The sequence below is a fragment of the Maritalea porphyrae genome (assembly GCF_027213965.1).
GTDB classification, from domain to species: domain Bacteria; phylum Pseudomonadota; class Alphaproteobacteria; order Rhizobiales; family Devosiaceae; genus Maritalea; species Maritalea porphyrae_A.
In genome coordinates, this window is sequence record NZ_JAPWGX010000004.1 from 322,349 (window position 1) to 335,938 (window position 13,590).

The 13,590-nt window shown below is 50.5% G+C and carries 10 protein-coding genes; 3 read left to right on the top strand and 7 right to left on the bottom strand.

Features of this window, described 5'->3' with window-relative positions; genetic code table 11:
• Positions 1–142 precede the first annotated feature (142 nt).
• Positions 143–1,423: an MFS transporter gene (locus O4H47_RS14385; RefSeq protein ID WP_269394699.1), complete on the top strand. Its 1,281-nt coding sequence runs from the start codon at positions 143–145 to the stop codon at positions 1,421–1,423.
• Between the two features lie 41 nt (positions 1,424–1,464).
• Here the strand turns inward: O4H47_RS14385 and O4H47_RS14390 are convergent, their stop codons facing one another.
• Positions 1,465–2,493, bottom strand: a complete 1,029-nt coding sequence (locus O4H47_RS14390; protein WP_269394700.1) for a dipeptidase — start codon at positions 2,491–2,493, stop codon at positions 1,465–1,467.
• Positions 2,494–2,637: 144 nt separating this feature from the next.
• On the opposite strand from O4H47_RS14390, the gene hemN reads away from it, so the two are divergent.
• Positions 2,638–3,987: an oxygen-independent coproporphyrinogen III oxidase gene (gene hemN, locus O4H47_RS14395; protein WP_269394701.1), complete on the top strand. Its 1,350-nt coding sequence runs from the start codon at positions 2,638–2,640 to the stop codon at positions 3,985–3,987.
• 470 nt (positions 3,988–4,457) lie between these two features.
• Here hemN and acs read toward each other — a convergent pair whose 3' ends face one another.
• The 6 genes from acs to O4H47_RS14425 all read right to left on the bottom strand — a co-directional run bounded on the left by acs (position 4,458) and on the right by O4H47_RS14425 (position 11,727).
• A complete protein-coding gene (gene acs, locus O4H47_RS14400) occupies positions 4,458–6,398 on the bottom strand; it encodes an acetate--CoA ligase (protein ID WP_269394702.1) in 1,941 nt (646 codons plus the stop codon).
• A 127-nt stretch (positions 6,399–6,525) separates the two neighbouring features.
• Positions 6,526–7,290, bottom strand: coding sequence for an ABC transporter ATP-binding protein (locus O4H47_RS14405; RefSeq protein ID WP_269394703.1), 765 nt, complete (start codon positions 7,288–7,290; stop codon positions 6,526–6,528).
• Positions 7,290–8,060 (bottom strand): ABC transporter ATP-binding protein, encoded by a 771-nt coding sequence (locus tag O4H47_RS14410; protein WP_269394704.1) that lies wholly within the window; start codon positions 8,058–8,060, stop codon positions 7,290–7,292. Before O4H47_RS14410 ends, O4H47_RS14405 begins: the two co-directional genes overlap by 1 nt.
• Positions 8,061–8,080: 20 nt before the next feature.
• The gene (locus tag O4H47_RS14415) at positions 8,081–9,244 is read right to left on the bottom strand and encodes a branched-chain amino acid ABC transporter permease (RefSeq protein ID WP_269394705.1); all 1,164 of its coding nucleotides are present in this window, start codon (positions 9,242–9,244) and stop codon (positions 8,081–8,083) included.
• A gap of 4 nt (positions 9,245–9,248) precedes the next feature.
• Positions 9,249–10,277: a branched-chain amino acid ABC transporter permease gene (locus O4H47_RS14420; protein ID WP_269394706.1), complete on the bottom strand. Its 1,029-nt coding sequence runs from the start codon at positions 10,275–10,277 to the stop codon at positions 9,249–9,251.
• Between the two features lie 103 nt (positions 10,278–10,380).
• The gene (locus tag O4H47_RS14425; RefSeq protein WP_269394707.1) at positions 10,381–11,727 is read right to left on the bottom strand and encodes a substrate-binding protein; all 1,347 of its coding nucleotides are present in this window, start codon (positions 11,725–11,727) and stop codon (positions 10,381–10,383) included.
• Between the two features lie 201 nt (positions 11,728–11,928).
• On the opposite strand from O4H47_RS14425, the gene O4H47_RS14430 reads away from it, so the two are divergent.
• Positions 11,929–13,566, top strand: coding sequence for a helix-turn-helix domain-containing protein (locus O4H47_RS14430; RefSeq protein ID WP_269394708.1), 1,638 nt, complete (start codon positions 11,929–11,931; stop codon positions 13,564–13,566).
• Positions 13,567–13,590 lie beyond the last annotated feature (24 nt).

Sequence of the window (13,590 nt, forward strand, 5' to 3'; positions counted from 1 at the left end):
CTTAGTGCCACTCAGGCACGATCCTACGTAGAATCTCCAGTTGTTTATCTTTATGGCATTATCACATTAGATTGACGGGAACGCATTATCTTGACAGTGGAAAGATATAGCCCTATCTATGTGCCACTATTGAGGAGTGATAATGATGAAACTGCCAAAAAATCGAGACTTACGACGAATCCTAATGGCGCAGGTGCCAGCGGATTTTGCAGATTGGCTTGACTATGTGGCGATCATCTCACTGTTTACCTACACTTGGTCGGTTGAGCCGATCTATTTTGCTTTCTTTGCTTTGGCATTTTCGCTGCCCTATTTGATTGTGGGTCCTTTTTCTGGCGCCTTGGTGGACCGGTGTGACTTGAAAACCGTTATGGTTTGGTCAAATCTTGGTCGCGCAGCGTCAACCTTTGCTTTGGCTTTTGCCGGCCAGCCAGAACTTGTGCTGGTTTTGGTTTTCATACGATCCTCAGTGGACAGTTTTTTCAGTCCTGCCAAACAGACTGCCATACAAGTTTTGGCGGAAAAGTCTGAATTGATGGCGACGAATTCTCTGAGCCAAATACTCAATCAAGCCTCCAAAATTGTTGGGCCCGCCGTTGGTGGAGCGCTATTGATCTTTGTTAGCAGCCAATCGGTTTTTGTGGTCAATGGATTTGTGTCTTTGCTGGCTCTGGCCATTTTGCTCTGGCTGCCAAAGGGATTGCGTCCAAAAAACTCAGGTGAAACCGAGGCAGGTGCCACCGATCAAAAGAAAATGGGCATATTTGCGGAAATCGCTGAAGGCTACAAAACCGTCGGGCGCATCCCCGCGCTCTGGGTCACCATTGGGCTTGGCGCATTTGGTTTTTTTGCGATCTTTTTGCACGACACATTGATCGGGCCTGTGACAAAACTATTGGGGTTTGATCAGTCGATTTTGGGTTTAACCGTTACGGCGGTTGGGGCCGGTGGTGTGCTTGGTGCATTGGCAGTTGGTAGTATCAAGCGACCAATCCATCCTTATGCGCTGATTGGGCCGGGCATGTTCATTGCCTCGCTGTTTACACTGCTGCTGGGCTTTGCGGCCACAAATATGTGGGCATTTCCGCTTTGGATTTTTGTGCCCGGCGCCTTTGTGATTGGCTTTGCGAGTTCGGGCATATTTGTGCCCATGCGCACGGTTTTGCAGCTTGAAACGCCGCCAGACAAAATGGGACGTGTAACCGCAGTCAGTGAAGCCGTAACAGTGACGGCGATGATGGGAGCGCCATTTATTGGGGCAATGTTGGCCACCAATTATGGTCTTGGCGTGCCATTTGTTATTGGCGGTGGCCTGTCATTGGTTTTGGGATTGGGCACGATCGCTTTAATCCCTTTTATCAAATTCAAAAAAGCGGATGAGCAGCCCGATAGCCAAGAAGCCGAACTGGCCAACGCAAGTTGAACGTTTGGCGACGGAGCTGTGTTACTCAGATTGGGAAGGGGCTATTCGCCCCAGGTTTCTTCTAGAACACGCAGCCAATTGGCGTGGCAGATTTTGTTGAGGGCTTCATCGTCATAGCCTGCGTCACGCAAAGCACTGGTCAATGTGGGCAGTTTGGCGGTGCTATCAAGATCATAGGGTGGGGGCGCGCCGTCATAGTCAGACCCTAAACCAACATGGTCGATGCCCATGATATCCACCATATGGTTTACATGTTCGACCAATGTGGACATGGGTACATCTTGGTTTTTCGCCCCATCTTTGCGCAAGAAAGCAACGGCAAAGTTTAGGCCCGCAATCCCGTTTGTGTCTTTGATCGCTTTGAGCTGATTATCGGTTAAGTTGCGTGTGGTGGGGCAAAGTGCATGGACATTTGAATGGCTGGCAATGAGCGGTTTAGTTGAAACGCGTGCGACGTCCCAGAAGCCTTTTTCGTTGATATGCGATAAATCTACAGCAATACCCATTTCATTGCAGGCTTTGACCAACTCTATGCCATCATTGGTTAAGCCCGGCCCGGTGTCTGGTGAGGCGGGGAACTTGAACGGCACGCCATGTGCGAAGGCATTTGAACGGCTCCACACGGGGCCGATGGAGCGCAAACCATCGTTGTAAAAGGCTTCAAGGTTTGAAAGGTCCGGCAATATGGCTTCAGCCCCTTCAATGTGCAGCACGGGTGCCATTTTGCCATTTGCCATAGCGGAGCGGATGTCTTTGACGGAACGGCAAATTTCAACCTTTCCATTTGAGGCGGCCGCAATATCGCGCAGCAAGGTAATCATGTTCATGGTATAATCGCGGGCGAATTCTTGTCCCGGGGTTGTGCGGAAAGACTTGCCATCTTCTGGCGGAATAAACATGGCAAATAATCCGCCTGCAAAGCCACCACTCTGGGCAGATTGCATATCGATATGCTGGCCAGCGCGGGGCTCAAAAAATGCCTCTACAGAATTGTCGGGGCACTCTTCGATGAGTTTGAGCAAAATGTCGTTATGGCCATCAAAGATTGGAATTTGTGGGGTGTTTGTCATAAATATCCGGAAAAGATAGTGAGTGATTTGCTTGTGATTGTTGCACGGTGATTGGTGGTTGCCAATGCGCAATTGCTTTGATTTCGATCAAGGTAGAATGTGTTTGGATCAATAATGTGGCACCCATCAGAGATAGGGATTTTGATGGACCACGCAATCATCGAGAAATATGCAGCACCTGTGCCGCGTTACACGAGTTATCCAACTGCGCCACATTTTTCGAGCGAAGTTGATAATGCTACTTATTCGTCTTGGGTTGAGGCGCTGGGCGAGGGGGACCGTCTGTCGCTTTATGTCCATATCCCATTTTGCGATCGTCTTTGCTGGTTTTGCGGTTGTAACACCAAGCAAACGCTCAAATATGCCCCGGTTAAATCTTATATGAAACGGGTGCACAAAGAGATTGAGATGGTTGCCAAACTGGTGAAACCGGGTGCACGTGTTACTGCCGTTCATTTGGGTGGAGGGTCGCCGACTTTGCTTGAGCCGGACGATCTGGAATTGCTGGGCAACAAATTGCGCGCCGCCTTTGCGTTTGCAGATGACGCGGAGATTTCAATTGAAATTGACCCAAGCGATGTAACGCCTGAAAAGATTGAGGGCATGGTCGCCTTTGGCATGACCCGCGCTTCGATTGGTGTGCAAGATTTCTCAGAAAAAGTGCAGGAAGCGATCAATCGCCCGCAGAGCTTTGAACTAACACGTGACGTCGTATTTGCATTGCGTGATGCGGGGATCAAATCCATCAATTTAGATGTGCTCTATGGTTTGCCGTTTCAAACGACTGAGCGGTTGATGGAGACGATTGATAAAACAACTTCTTTGCGACCTGATCGCATCGCCTTGTTTGGCTATGCCCATGTGCCGTGGATGAAAACTCATCAGAAGATGATTGATGAGGACGCCTTGCCCGACACAATCGAGCGGTTTGAACATGCCATGATGGCCGGGGACCGATTGGCAGACGCAGGGTATGATCGGATCGGTTTTGACCATTTCGCCTTGCCCTCAGATTTTATGGCGAAAGCGGCGGCGGACGGGACGTTGCGCCGCAACTTCCAAGGCTACACGGTTGATAATTCTGATGCATTGATTGGCTTTGGTGGTTCAGCCATTGGGCAAACGAAAAACGGCTATGTGCAAAACATTGTTGCCACAGGGCAGTATCAAGCTGCCATCGACAGTGGTGACCTAGCAATTGCCAAGGGTTTTGAATTGTCAGATGTGGACAGGGCACGCGGATGGGTGATTGAGAAACTCATGTGCGATTTCAAGTTCGATGTGGATGAGTTCATACAGCGATTTGGCGATTTGGCTCCAACCATCATGAACGATGCAGGATATATTGCAGCAGCGGATCAAGATGATTTTGTCTACAGCACGCACGACACATTTGGATTAACCGAAAACGGCAAGCCTTTTGTTCGTGCGATTGCGGCAAAGTTCGACACATATTTTGGTCAGGGTAATGCGCGGCATTCAAAAGCTGTTTAACTCTAGTGTGCGACGCCTATGACGAATGCTCTGACTATCATATGCTTTCTTGGCTGCCTGACAGCTGCGGCGTTTCTTGCTTACACATTGCTCAATCTTGATGCGCTTGGGATAGGGCTTTTCCACCCAAGGGTGCTGGTTGAGTTTGGGTTGGTCGTGCTCTTTGGGTTGTTTGGACTGATAACACTTTTTCTGGCCTGACTTGCGACGCACAGACGCAGAATTGTTTTGCGAAGTTAATCAGGTGCGAAGCTGCGACAATCAACCGTGTGGTGCTGATGCCAAGACATGTGCAAATCGGGCCCGTGCTTCGTGATCCCAATGGAATTGGATTTTCGACCGTTTTGACCACATCGGGCTTGGTTTCGTCGAATGGTGAGAAGCCAACTCAACAGGGGATCGGAAAGAATTAGGGGTGCCCTTTGAAAAAGGACACCCCGAATTACGACTTAGAGGTTGTGGGGACGGGTCTAAGTCGATCTGTTTTGGCGGTTCTCGATCAGCTTTTCGACCACTGAAGGGTCAGCAAGCGTGGAGATGTCGCCTAAGTTGGAGAATTCGTCCTCGGCAATCTTACGTAAGATGCGTCGCATGATTTTGCCCGAACGGGTTTTGGGCAGGTCCGGTGCAAATTGGAGCAAATCCGGTGTTGCAATCGGCCCAATTTCCTTGCGCACCCACGCGCGCAGTTCTTTATAAAGCTCGTCGCTCGGCTCATTGCCTGCCATAAGGGTGACATAGACATAAATGCCTTGGCCCTTGATGTCATGGGGATAGCCAACCACAGCGGCTTCTGACACTTTGTCGTGTGCCACCAATGCGCTTTCCACTTCAGCGGTGCCCATGCGGTGGCCAGACACGTTCAACACGTCATCGACGCGTCCAGTGATCCAGTAAGCGCCATCTTCGTCGCGTTTGCAGCCGTCGGAGGTGAAATATTTCCCCTTATAGGTGGTGAAATAGGTGTCCACGAACCGTTGATGATCGCCATAGATGGTGCGCGCTTGTGCGGGCCAACTATCCAAAATGCACAAATTGCCTTCGGCTGCGCCTTCAAGCACATTGCCTTCATTGTCAACAAGTTGAGGTTTGATGCCAAAGAAAGGCGCTGTGGCGGCCCCAGGCTTAAGCGCATGCGCGCCGGGCAGTGGGGTCAACATGCAACCACCGGTTTCTGTTTGCCACCATGTATCAACAATCGGGCAACGGGCTTCGCCCACAACGTGGTAGTACCATTCCCATGCTTCTGGGTTGATCGGTTCTCCAGCCGTGCCCAAAAGCTTGAGCGAAGAGCGGCTGGTTTTGGTGACAAATTCATCACCTGCGCCCATCAATGCGCGAATGGCAGTTGGGGCGGTGTAGAACTGATTGACCTGATATTTGTCGATGATTTGCCAGAAACGCGAAGCATCTGGGAAGTTTGGTACACCTTCAAACATCACCGATGTGGCACCATTTGAAAGCGGTGCGTATAGGGTGAAACTGTGCCCAGTGATCCAGCCCAAATCAGCGCCGCACCAGAAGATATCGCCTTCTTCATAGTTGAAGACGGCGCGGTGAGCGAAGTTGATATAAGTGAGGTAACCGCCAGATGTGTGGACCACGCCTTTTGGTTGCCCGGTTGAACCAGACGTATAAAGGATGAACAAAGGATCTTCTGCGTTCATAGGTTCGCATTCGCAGAACTCATCAACCCCAGCTGCTGCTTCATGCCACCAGACGTCGCGCCCACCCTTCATGGTGATGTTTGCGCCAGTGTGCTCAACCACCAATACTTTTTCGACACCCAAAGCGTGCGGCATGGCGTCGTCGACATTTTTCTTTAGTGGAACGGTTTTGCCACCACGGCGTCCTTCGTCGGCGGTGATCACAACGGTACTGTCGCAATCATTGATCCGGCCCGCAAGCGCTTCAGGCGAGAAGCCCGCAAAAACGACAGAGTGAGCAGCCCCAATGCGCGCGCAAGCAAGCATGGCATAGGTGATTTCTGGGATCATGGGCAGATAGATGGTGACCCGGTCGCCCTTTTTGACGCCCAAAGATTTGAGCACATTTGAAAACCGAGAAACCCGCTCGTGCAGCTGGTTATAGGTGATTGTTTGCCCGGGTTGATCTGGATGATCTGGCTCCCAATGGAACGCCACGCGATCACCATTTTCTTCCAAATGTCGGTCGATACAATTGTAGGCAACGTTCAGCACACCATCTTCGAACCATTTGACCGACACAGGGTCGAAACTGGTGTTTTTGATGATGGTTGGCTCTTTGATCCAATCCAAGCGTTTTGCTTGTTCTGCCCAAAATCCATCGGGATCTTTGACAGACCGATGATACATCTCTTGATATGTGTCCGCGTCAATTAGCGCGTTGGTTGCCCAATCTGAAGGGACTGGATAGATTTTCCCGGACATAGCTCTCCTCTTGTCCGCCAACAGCAATGACAGCCGGCGAACCCTTTTTGAAACCTTCAATGTTAATTGGCCGGTCCCTACCGTGCCCGGTCTCTTGGAGGCTTGCGCCCCCAATCTTTGCTATGAACTAAATCGCGAGATACTCGTGACGAAGTTCTTCGTTATCCAAGACCTCTTGTGCGGTGCCGGTAAAGGCCACCTCACCAGTATCAAGAATAACCGCCCTATCGGCGAGACGAAGCGCGGCAACCGCGTTTTGCTCAACGATAATGGTCGTGATCCCAAGAAGCTTGATTTCTTGCAGGATCTTTTCAATCTCTTGCACAATCACTGGTGCCAAACCTTCATAGGGTTCGTCCAATAGCAAGAGTTTGACATCCCGTACCAATGCACGGCCAATGGCCAGCATTTGCTGTTCGCCACCAGAAAGGGTCACGCCTTCTTGGTTGCGGCGTTCAGCGAGGCGTGGGAAACGCTCGTAAACTTGTTCGATGGCCCAGCCGTGTCCCGGCGCCACTTGGGCAAGGGTCATGTTTTCTTCAACGGTTAGGCCTTGGATGATGCGCCGATCTTCTGGCACCAGTTGTAGCCCGGCAAGGGCTGCTTCGTGCGAACGCATTTGGTGCAATGGTTGACCATCCAGCCAGATTTCACCCTGCTTTAGCTGCGGGTCATCTGTGCGGGCGAACGAACGTAATGTTGATGTTTTGCCCGCACCGTTTCGCCCCAGCAGTGCCATGATTTCGCCCTTGGGCAAATCCATTGATACACCTTGCACGATATAGCTTTCGCCATAATAGGCGTGAACATTTTTAACCTGGAAAAATGGGCGTTCTGTGCTTGCGGCGCTTGCGCTATTTGTAATGTCAGTTTCAGTGTTCATGGCGTTCATTAGTGAGCTCCCCCAAGATATGCTTCTTGCACTTTCGGGTTGTTGCGCACCTCCTCCGGTGTTCCCTCGGCGATAATGCGGCCACCCGCCAGAACCGAGATTTTGTCAGCCAGTGAAAACACAACATGCATGTCGTGCTCGATAATGACTTTGGTCATCCCACGTTCTTTGATCTTCTTCAGCAAGTCAATTGTGGTATTTGTATCGTGTCGTGACATGCCAGCTGTTGGCTCATCCAACAAGAGCAAACGCGGGTGCTGGATAAGGCACATGGCCAGCTCCATGCGACGTTTGTCCCCGCGTGACAATGAGCCTGCTAGCATGTCTTTGCTTGCAGTCATGCCCACATCTTCAAGCATATGCTCGGCTTCTTCACGGATTTCAGTTTCATCGTCAATTGACTTGAAGAAATTGAGCGTAAAGGAGCCATCGCGCCGTGCAAAGGCGGGGGCCATCACATTTTGGATCACTGTAAGGTCTGGAAAGATCTCGGGTGTTTGGAACACACGTGCCACACCGACTTGGTTGATCTCATGTGGTTGCTTACCCGTCAAAACTTGCCCGTCAAATACCACCGCGCCGCGGGTTGGGGCCAAACGGCCCACCACCACATTGAGAAGTGTTGATTTTCCGGCACCGTTTGGGCCAATGATGGCGTGGGTTTTGCCTTCTTCGATTTGCAAATCGATATCGCTTAGGGCGTGCAGTCCACCAAAGGTCTTGTGCACATCAGCGACGTGAAGAACAATATTGTCTTTTTCTGTCGTCATTTCAAATGTCCTTTCAAGACCTATTCAGCGGGTGCTGGGGCTGGTGCTGGTTCATCGGGTTTTGCCTTGTCGCCGCCATCGCGGTTAAACAGGGAACCAATGCGCCTAAAGCCTTCCATCATGCCGCCGGGCAAGAAGGTCACGACAAGCACGAAGATCAAGCCAAGTGTTAAGTGCCAGCCTTCACCCACAAACATTGAGGTGACGCTAACCACAAAGCTTTCCACGTTGTCTGGCAAGAAGCTGAACAGATTGTGCAACACGCTTTCGTTGAACGAGGAAAAAATGTTCTCGAAATATTTGATCAACCAAGCGCCAACCACGGGGCCAATGAGCGTGCCAACACCACCAAGAATGGTCATTAGTACGATTTCGCCCGATGCGGTCCATTGCATACGCTCAGCGCCTGCAAGGGGATCCGTTACAGCCATCAGACCGCCAGCAAGACCGGCAAACATGCCAGAGATCACAAATGCTGTCAGGGTATAGGGACGGGTGTTAAAGCCCGTATAGTTCATGCGGGTTTGGTTGGACTTGATCGCACGTAACATCATGCCAAATGGTGAAGCGAAGATGCGTTGAGTGATAAAGAAGCCGATGATCAAGAAGACCGCACAGAAGTAAAAGCCCGAGATGCCGCTCATATCCACAAGGCCAAACAGATTGGACACGGGCAGAGAGCCGTCGTTGACGCCACCAAATGCGCTGTCGACAATTCTTGGATCATCTAGGGTCAGCTGCAAACCTGTTTCACCGTTGGTGATTGGCGTTAGCACTGAGTAGGCTAGATTGTATGACATTTGCGCAAATGCAAGGGTCAAGATTGAAAAGTAAATGCCAGAGCGCCGCAAGCTTACAAATCCAATGGCCAAGGCGAATATGCCTGAAATGACCACCGCAAGGATAAGAGCGGGGATTGGGTTCATTGAAAACAGCTTAAACGTCCAAACTGCAGTATATGAACCCACACCAAGAAATGCGGCATGGCCAAAGCTGAGGTAGCCGGTTAGGCCAAACAGGACATTGAAGCCAATGGCGAGAATGCCAAAGATCGCAAACTTTTGCATCAAATCAGGATATGCGGCACCAAATGGCTGAAGCCAAATCGGCATCAACAGGACTACTGCAGCAAACAATACAAAGGTAATGACGTCTTTGCGTGACATTGAGAATAGGGCGTTCATGTTCTTAACTCTCCATCACGCCACGGCGACCCAGAAGACCACGTGGACGAACCAATAGAATAATCACGGCGACCAGATAGATAATGATTTGGTCGATACCTGGAATGATGGCTTTGATTTCCGTCATCGAGGCGAGAGATTGGAGTATGCCAAGCAGGAAGCCTGCGGCAACGGCGCCGGGCAATGAACCCATTCCGCCAACAACCACCACCACAAAGCTAAGGACCAAGAAGTCCATGCCAAGGTGATAATCAGGCGGAAGCAACGGCGTGTACATGACACCGGCCATACCTGCGACCACGGCTGCTAAACCAAACATGGCGGTAAAGCGCTTGTCGATGTCGATGCCAATCAAACCAACAGTTTCTCTGTCAGCCATACCGGCGCGCACCACCATGCCAAAAGTTGTGAATTGAAGGAAGGCAAACACAGCGCCAATAACAACAACTGAGAATGCGAAATAGATGAGACGCCACCAAGGATAAACAATGACGTTCGGATCCATGCCCATTGCTGCACCAATATCTGCGGCGCCACCAACGACAGAAGGCATCGGCTGCGGAATTGGGTTCGCGCCGAAGTAGTGTTTGATGATTTCTTGCAAAACGATCGCTAGTCCGAAAGTTACAAGGATTTGTTCCGCGTGAGGACGACGATAGAAGTGCTTGATCAGACCGCGCTCCATGACGATGCCGATGACCAGCATGACGGGGATCGCGAGCAATATCGAAAATGGAACCGAATAGTCCACCATGAATGAACCAAAATCGCCGAACCATGCTTCAACATAGGGTGTGCGAATTTCAAGCGGTGTGCCCCAAGCCGTGACCTTTTCGGGGTCGGTTGCAATCATTTCCAGTGTCAAAATTTTGCGCACTGTGACGGCACAAAAAGCACCAAGCATAAACAATGCACCGTGGGCAAAGTTAACAACGCCCAATGTGCCAAAAACAAGGGTAAGCCCCAAAGCGATCAACGCGTATGCGCCGCCTTTATCCAGTCCGTTCAAAAACTGTAGAAAAATCGCGTCCATCATTCCTCCCAAGCAGCATAGTTGGCTGCAAATGCTTGCGGTTATAGCTCTTTAGAACCGCCGATGCCGGGGTGGTGAACCACCCCGGCACCAAAGTTTAAACTCAACTAACTTCGTATGGGCCTAGATCGCCGCCGAAGATCGCAGGATCATATTCCACTTGTGCCCGTGGAGTTTGTTGAACCACATTGAGCAAATCGAATTGAGAAGTTGGGTTTTCGTTACCACGCACAACCAATACGTCTTTAAAGCACTGGTGATCTGCTGCACGGTAGTGTGTAGGACCATTGCCCATTCCATCAAAATCCCAGCCCTCAAGAGCTTTAATGACTTCTGGTGGATAGAATGTGCCTGCACGCTCGCACGCGTCGGCGTAAAGCAAGGTTTGCACGTAACAAGTATGTGCAGCCATTGATGGTGGGAAGCCGTACTTGGCGCCGAATGATTTCACAAAAGCTTGTGAACCAGCGTCTTGTAGTGACCAGTTCCAGTTTGCTGAACCCAAAATGCCTTTAATGTTTTCGCCAGCACCCTGCGCCATAAGGCGAGAGAACAATGGCACAACAATTTGGAAGTCTTTGCCGTTGACTTGCTTGTCACGTAGACCAAACTGAATTGCTTGGGTTAGTGAGTTCACCATGTCGCGACCATAGTGGTTCAAAATCAGAACGTCAGCGCCTGAATTGAGAACCGGTGTGATGTACTGAGAAAAATCGCCTGCGCCCACTGGTGTTTTAACCGTTTCTGCAGTTTGCCAACCCAATGCTTCAGTAGCATTGCGCATGGATTCTTCTTGCGTCCAACCCCAAGTATAGTCAGCTGTGAGGTGATATGCGCGACGGTCTGTACCATATTCTTGACCAAGCACTGGACCAAGTGCTGCACCAGACATGTAGGCGTTAAAGAAGTGCCTAAAGCCATAGCGTCGCTTGTCTTTACCCGTTGTATCGTTGGAGTGGGTCAAGCCAGCCATAAAGATGGTGCCCATTTCTTGGCACAAACCCTGCACAGCAACAGCCACACCTGAAGATGAACCACCAGAAATCATCAGTGCGCCGTCTTTTTCAATCATCCGTTTAGCGGATGCGCGGGCTGCGTCAGATTTGGTTTGTGTATCGCCGGTAACGTAGGCAACTTTCTTGCCTAGTACGCCATTGCCGCCCAAAGATTTGGGTTGCATTGTGTTGAGCATCCCGCCGTCGCCTTCACCATTAAGGTGTTCAACAGCAAGTTGGAATGCGCGAAGCTCATCAGCACCCTCATCGGCGTAAGAGCCGGTTTGTGGCACGTTAAAACCAAGAGTTACCGTGTCGCCCATAGGCTTGTTGCGGTATTCTTGGCCAAAAGCAGAGCTTGTCAAAATTGTTGGCGCAACACCTGCGGTCACAAGACCAGCTGCGGCACCTTTGAGAACCTTACGACGGCTAGGGCCATCTTTACGTTCGCTCATAAATTCTCCTCCTTTTTGGGTGATGGGCGTCGAATGCACTGACGCTACACATCGCGAGAATAATAGTGTATAAATGAAAACTTAAGCAATAGTACGTTGTAATATAACGATAATTTTGTCAAAAACGCGACAGTTTCTTGTAACTTATTGTAAAATATTTTACAAGTCGGCAAAATATAAAAGAGTGAAAAGGTCAAACATATGCGCTCGCCTATAGGGTTGAAAATCCGCAACCTGAGGAAATCACTTGATTTCTCACAATCTGGGTTTGCGAAGATGGTTGGCATTTCGCCGTCCTATCTAAACCTAATTGAGGCCAATAAGCGCGATGTCGGTGGCATCTTGTTGCAACGAATTGCGGAAAACTTGAACGTCGAGTTGGATTTGTTAACAGGCGACAGTGAACAGCGATTGATCAATGATCTAGAGGAAGTGTTTGCGGACCCGCTGCTCGAATCGTTAAATTTGGGACCTGACGACGCACGCAACGTGGTGGCAACAAACCCAGATGCAGGGGCCGCACTTTTTAGGATTTATCGTGGATTTTTGGACGCGCGCGCTGAAGCAAAAGCCATGTCCAATCGCTTGCGGTCTGACCCTTTGTTCTCTGAATTATTGCATCAGATGCTCTCCCAAATCACAGCGGTTAGGTCCGCAGCAGAAATCTTGGCGGATGTGCCCGACCTAGAAAGCGATCAGCGCAAACGGTTCCATGTCTCTTTGTCGCGAGACAGCCGCACGCTATCCGATGTTGCTCAAACCCTTATTGGCGAATTTGATCGCGAAACGGTGGCGCATCATTCGGTCTCGCCCATGCGAGAAGTTGACGATTTGATTATCGATGAGAAAAACCATTTTGGCGGACTGGAGGAACTAGGTCGTGAACTTCGGGGTGAGGTGCTTGCTTTTGGTGGTTTTGGGGAGGCCAGTCTTGATCTGGCGCTACAGCACAAATTTGGTGTGACCGTTGAGCGCGCTGGGCAAGTGGAAGCCGGTGGCGAAGAAGCGCCGGGGCAGTACCGATATATAGAAGACCAAAAGCGCATGTGGTTTCAGGGCAATTGTACCATGTCCACGCGCCAATTTCAGCTATCCCGGCTGTATGCGGAATTGTCTGGGGTCGACACGCTGAAGCAAATGGCTAAAGACAAACGGCTAACCTCATCAAACTCTCAACGGCTCGCTTATCGTGCTCTCGGGTCCTATTTGGCTGGCGCTATTAGTTTGCCGTATGACGATTTCTTAAAGGATGCTGAGGAGCACAAGTATGACATTGACTATCTTGCGCAAAAATACACAGCCAGTTTTGAACAGGTTGCGCATAGGCTGGTGACTTTGCGCGCGCCGGGGCGCGAAGGTATTCCTTTTGGTTTTTTGCGTTCCGACCCGGCGGGGCGGCTGACAAAGCAGTTTCCATTGCCCGGGCTCCAATTGCCAAACGCGGGTCATGCCTGTCCGCTTTGGGCAATCTATAGCGCGTTTCGGCGGCCAAATGACGTTGTCCGTCAGCTCGTTACTTATCCTGACGGGTCTAGGTATTTGTTTTTTGCGAAATCAATGTCCAAACGGGCAGCGGCTTATTCTCAGGTGCCTTTTTACACGTCTGTCATGCTTGCCTGTGACATTTTTTATGCGGATAGGACGGTTTACGGGGAGGGTATGCGGTTGGATGATGGACAATTGGATGTGCCGGTCGGCCCAACATGTCACATGTGTATTCGGCGTGATTGTGAGCATCGGCAAGAAGAAGTTTTGGCCAGCGTTGATGCGATGCACTCGGTGCGTATGCCGCTTGTAAACACAAAGTTCAGTGTTGGCGAGACGGATAAAAGTGCATAAGGTGTGGCGGTTGGTATCGGCAAG